Here is a 4,415-nt window from a genome sequence, read left to right on the forward strand (position 1 = left end):
TGCTCGTGTGCGCTGTCCTGCGCACACGGCAAGACCGGGGTTGGGCGTCCTGCCCAACCCGCCCGAGGCATGCCTCGAGCCCATGGCGCTCACGCCCCCGCAACCGGACCCACCCCGCCTTCGACAGATCGCCGCGATCTGCCGGAATGGCATGGTCCGCTCTTGGTAGGTGTCGACCTTGGTCGACACGGCATGCCCTGCTATAGGTGGGTGTCGACCTTGGTCGACACGGTAGATCCACGCCATGCATGGATGGAGCTGGATGACACGGACATGGGGTCAGAGCCCCTTCTCCTGTGGAAAAGGGATCCGACCCCGCGCGCTCAGATCTCCACCTGCGCGCCCAGCTCGACCAGGCGGTTACCCGGAATCCGGAAGAAGCCCGTCGCCGGGGCGGCGTTCCTGTGCATCAGCGCGAACAGCTTGTCGCGCCAGATCGGCATACCACGGTTGGCGGTGGCGACGATGGTCTCGCGGCTGGCGAAGAAGGTGGTGTCCATCGGGTCGAAGTAGATGCCACCGTGGTCGCACGAGCGCATCAGCGCCAGCGGTACGTCGGGGGTCTCCATGAAGCCGAAACGCACGTAGACCCGATAGAACTCATCGCCCACCGATTCGATCTTCAGGCGCTGCCCTTCCGCCGCGTACGGCACCGGCAGGGTCACCACGTGCAGGAACACGTTGCGCTCGTGCAGCACCTTGTTGTGCTTGAGGTTGTGCATCAGCGCATGCGGGGCCACGGTCGGGTCGGCGGTGAGGAACACCGCGGTGCCGGGTACGCGTACCGGCGGCGCCAGCATCAGGCCCGGCAGGAAGGTGTCGATGCGGATGCCGTCCTTGCGGATCTCGTCGCGCAGCAACTCGCGGCCACGGCGCCAGGTGCGCATCATGGTGAACAGGAAGATGCCCAGCACCACCGGGAACCAGGCGCCCTGCAGCAGCTTGGCGCCGTTGGCGATGACAAAGCCCAGATCGATGATGAAGAACACCACGCACAAGGGCAGGATCCAGTTGCGTGCCTTGGGCCACAGCGAACGTGCAACCAGGGCCAGCAGCAGGGTATCGATCAGCATGGTGGCCGACACCGAGATGCCGTAGGCCACGGCCAGGTTGGACGAGCTGCGGAAGGCCAGCACCAGGCCGATCACCATCACCGCGATGCCCCAGTTGATGCCGGGGATGTAGATCTGGCCGATGGTGTCGTGCGAGGTGTGCTTGATGCGCATGCGCGGGATGTAGCCCAGCTGCATGGCCTGGCGCGAGACCGAGAACGCACCGGTGATCACCGACTGCGAGGCGATCACCGCCGCCATCGTGGCCAGGATGATCATCGGGTACAGCGCCCACGACGGCACCGCTTCGAAGAACGGGTTCTTGACCGCCTCGGGATGGTTGAGCACCAGCGCGCCCTGCCCCAGGTAGTTCAGCACCAGGCAGGGCAGCACGAAGAAGTACCAGGCGTGGCGGATCGGCTTGGCACCGAAGTGGCCCATGTCGGCGTACAGCGCCTCGCCACCGGTCACCGCCAGCACCACCGCGCCGAGGATGAAGATGCTGTGCCAGCCGTGCTCCATGAAGAAGCGGATCGCCCACCACGGGTTGAACGCCTTCAGCACTTCCGGCGCGTCGACGATGTTGTAGATGCCGATCGCGGCCAGCGAAATGAACCAGATCGAGGTGATCGGGCCGAACAGCTTGCCGATCTTCGCGGTACCGAAGCGCTGCACCGCGAACACGGCCAGCAGCACCACCACGGTGATCGGCACGATGAAGGCGTGCAGCCCCGGCGCGGCAACCTCCAGGCCTTCAACCGCACCCAGCACCGATATCGCCGGGGTAATCACCCCATCGCCGAAGAACAGCGAGGCGCCGAAGATGCCGAGGATGCCGACCACGTAGGCCGAGCGCGACCCGTTGCGCAGCGTGCGCTGGGTCAGCGCCATCAGCGCCATGATGCCGCCCTCGCCGTCATTGTCGGCGCGCATGATGATGGTCACGTACTTCAGGGTGACCACGATGTTCAGCGCCCAGAACGCCAGCGACAGCACGCCCAGCACGGTGTCGTGGTCGCTGTTGAGCCCGTAGTGCGGCGAGAACGCCTCCTTCAGGGTGTACAGCGGGCTGGTGCCGATATCGCCGAAGACCACGCCGATCGCACCGATGATCAGCGCCAGGCCCCCGGCGGGGGGAGCGTGACCATGGCCACCGTGGGCGGCGGTGTGCGGGGTTTGACTGCTGGACATGGGGCTCCTGGCGAAGCTCAGGGTGTAATGGGGAAGGAAACGGAGCGGCTCAGCGCAGCGCCGACTGCAGGGCCTTGCGGATGACGGTGGCCACTTCGTCGCCCTCGTTGAAGGCCTCGCGCGCCATCCGCGCCGCCTCGGTGGGCTTGTAGCCCAGCTGCTGCAGCGCCACGGTGGCATCGGACAGCGGATCGGCCGGGGCCGGGCCACTGCCGGTGGGCAGTGCGCCACCGGCACCGAACTGCGCCGCGCGGTCACGCAGTTCCAGCACCATGCGCTCGGCGGTCTTCTTGCCGATGCCGGGGATGCGGGTCAGCGCGGTGATGTCGCCGGCCTGGACCATGCGGGCGAATTCTTCGACGGTGACCCCGGACAGCACAGCCAGCGCGATCTTCGCGCCGATGCCGCTGACCTTCTGCACGTCGCGGAACAGGCGGCGCTCGCCTTCGCGCAGGAAGCCGTACAGCGAGACGCTGTCTTCCTTCTGCGAATAATGGGTGTACAGCGTGACCTCACGGCCCAGCTCGGGCAGGTCGTAGAAGGTGCTCATCGGCGCCTCCAGCTCGTAGCCCACCCCGTTGACGTCCACCACCAGCCACGGCGGCGCCTTGTAGGCGACGATTCCGCGCAGTCGACCGATCATTGCGTGCAGCTCCTCATTTGCGGCCCCACGCCTGGCGGGCAGTCAGCCCCAGGCGGTTGGCCGTTGCCCTTACGTGGGCATGGGTGATGGCCACGGCCAACGCGTCGGCCGCGTCGGCCTGCAGCTTGGTTTTCAGGTTGAGCATGAGCCCGACCATGTGTTGAACCTGTTGCTTTTCGGCGCCGCCACGACCGACCACCGCCAGTTTGATCTCGCTGGCGGCGTACTCGTGCACCGGCAGGTCGCGCAGCACCACCGCCGAAATCGCCGCGCCACGGGCCTGGCCCAGCTTCAGCGCCGAATCGGGGTTGCGCGCCATGAACACCTTTTCGATGGCCACTTCCTGCGGCTGGAACTCCAGGCACAGCTCTGCCAGGCCCAGCACCAGCAGCTTCATGCGCTGCGGGAAGTCATCGGCACCGAGCAGCACCAGCGGCTGGTGATGCACGTGGCTGACCCGGCCGCTGGCATCGACATCGATGATGCCGACCCCGGTCCGTTGTGAACCCGGGTCGATGCCGAGAATGCGGGTCATGCGGCACACGCGCGCAGGCCGCTGATCCGGGAAGGACGCATGCGGCGGTGATGGCTGGAAACGTCTGGGGTCATCATGGTCCGCATTGTCCGCTCACCGGCCGCCAAAGGCGACCGGCGCAGCGTCCGTTCAGGCGTAGGCGTCCGCGCCGAGATCGGCGTTGGAGTACACGTCCTGCACGTCGTCGAGGTCTTCCAGCATGTCCAGCAGCTTCTTGACCTGCAGGACGGTGTCGCCCTCGACCTTGATGTCGTTGTCGGCGCGGAAGGTCAGCTCGGCATGGTCCGGCGTGCGGCCAGCCGCCTGCATCGCATCCTTGACCGCGTGGAAGCTGTCCGCAGCGGTGAGCACGTCGATCGCGCCGTCCTCCGGGTAGACCACGATGTCATCGGCACCGGCCTCGATGGCCGCTTCGGAGATGGCGTCCTCATCGGCGCCGGCGCCGTAGTGCAGCACGCCCACGCGCTTGAACATGAAACTGACCGAGCCTTCGGTGCCCATGTTGCCGCCGCACTTGCTGAACGCATGGCGGACATCGGCCACGGTGCGCACGCGGTTGTCGGTCAGGCAATCGACGATGACGGCCACGCCACCGGGCGCGTAGCCCTCGTAGCGGATCTCTTCGTACTCGACGCCTTCCAGTTCACCGGTGGCCTTCTTGATGGCGCGCTCGATCACGTCCTTGGACATGTTCGCGGTCAGCGCCTTGTCCACGGCTACACGCAGGCGCGGGTTGTTGTTGGGGTCGCCTCCACCGCCGCGGGCGGCCACGCCGATCTCACGGATGATCTTGGTGAAAATCTTGCCGCGCTTCGCGTCAGACGCGTTCTTGCGGTTCTCGATGGAGGGGCCTCTACCCATGGGTCTTTCCGTACTTTCTTTTCTGGCTCCTTCCTTTCTCTTCTCCCCCTCTTCCTCTTCCTCCTCCCCCTCCTTCTTTTCTCTCTCTTTTTTCTCCTTCTCCTTCCCCCTTTTTTTTTTTTTTTTTTTTTTT

Annotated in this window: 4 protein-coding genes; all 4 read right to left on the minus strand. The window is 65.7% G+C overall.

Annotated elements, in window-relative coordinates; all coding sequences use genetic code 11:
* Positions 1-323: 323 nt before the first annotated feature.
* The 4 genes from AC3WTC_RS18925 to AC3WTC_RS18940 all read right to left on the minus strand — a co-directional run bounded on the left by AC3WTC_RS18925 (position 324) and on the right by AC3WTC_RS18940 (position 4,282).
* Positions 324-2,243 (minus strand): potassium transporter Kup, encoded by a 1,920-nt coding sequence (locus AC3WTC_RS18925; RefSeq protein ID WP_033831825.1) that lies wholly within the window; start codon positions 2,241-2,243, stop codon positions 324-326.
* Between the two features lie 49 nt (positions 2,244-2,292).
* Complete coding sequence (gene ruvA / locus AC3WTC_RS18930) at positions 2,293-2,886, minus strand: Holliday junction branch migration protein RuvA (protein WP_025874676.1); 594 nt, start codon at positions 2,884-2,886, stop codon at positions 2,293-2,295.
* 13 nt (positions 2,887-2,899) lie between these two features.
* Complete coding sequence (gene ruvC / locus AC3WTC_RS18935; protein WP_025874677.1) at positions 2,900-3,421, minus strand: crossover junction endodeoxyribonuclease RuvC; 522 nt, start codon at positions 3,419-3,421, stop codon at positions 2,900-2,902.
* Positions 3,422-3,550: 129 nt separating this feature from the next.
* Positions 3,551-4,282: a YebC/PmpR family DNA-binding transcriptional regulator gene (locus AC3WTC_RS18940; protein ID WP_032975140.1), complete on the minus strand. Its 732-nt coding sequence runs from the start codon at positions 4,280-4,282 to the stop codon at positions 3,551-3,553.
* Positions 4,283-4,415 lie beyond the last annotated feature (133 nt).

This window comes from Stenotrophomonas sp. FW305-C-20-S1 (assembly GCF_058783335.1).

Excerpts from the sequence above, each read along its gene's own strand:
- AC3WTC_RS18925 (WP_033831825.1), bottom strand. The coding sequence starts at position 2,243 with ATGTCCAGCAGTCAAACCCCGCACACCGCCGCCCACGGTGGCCATGGT.
- ruvA (WP_025874676.1), bottom strand. The coding sequence starts at position 2,886 with ATGATCGGTCGACTGCGCGGAATCGTCGCCTACAAGGCGCCGCCGTGG.
- ruvC (WP_025874677.1), bottom strand. The coding sequence starts at position 3,421 with ATGACCCGCATTCTCGGCATCGACCCGGGTTCACAACGGACCGGGGTC.
- AC3WTC_RS18940 (WP_032975140.1), bottom strand. The coding sequence starts at position 4,282 with ATGGGTAGAGGCCCCTCCATCGAGAACCGCAAGAACGCGTCTGACGCG.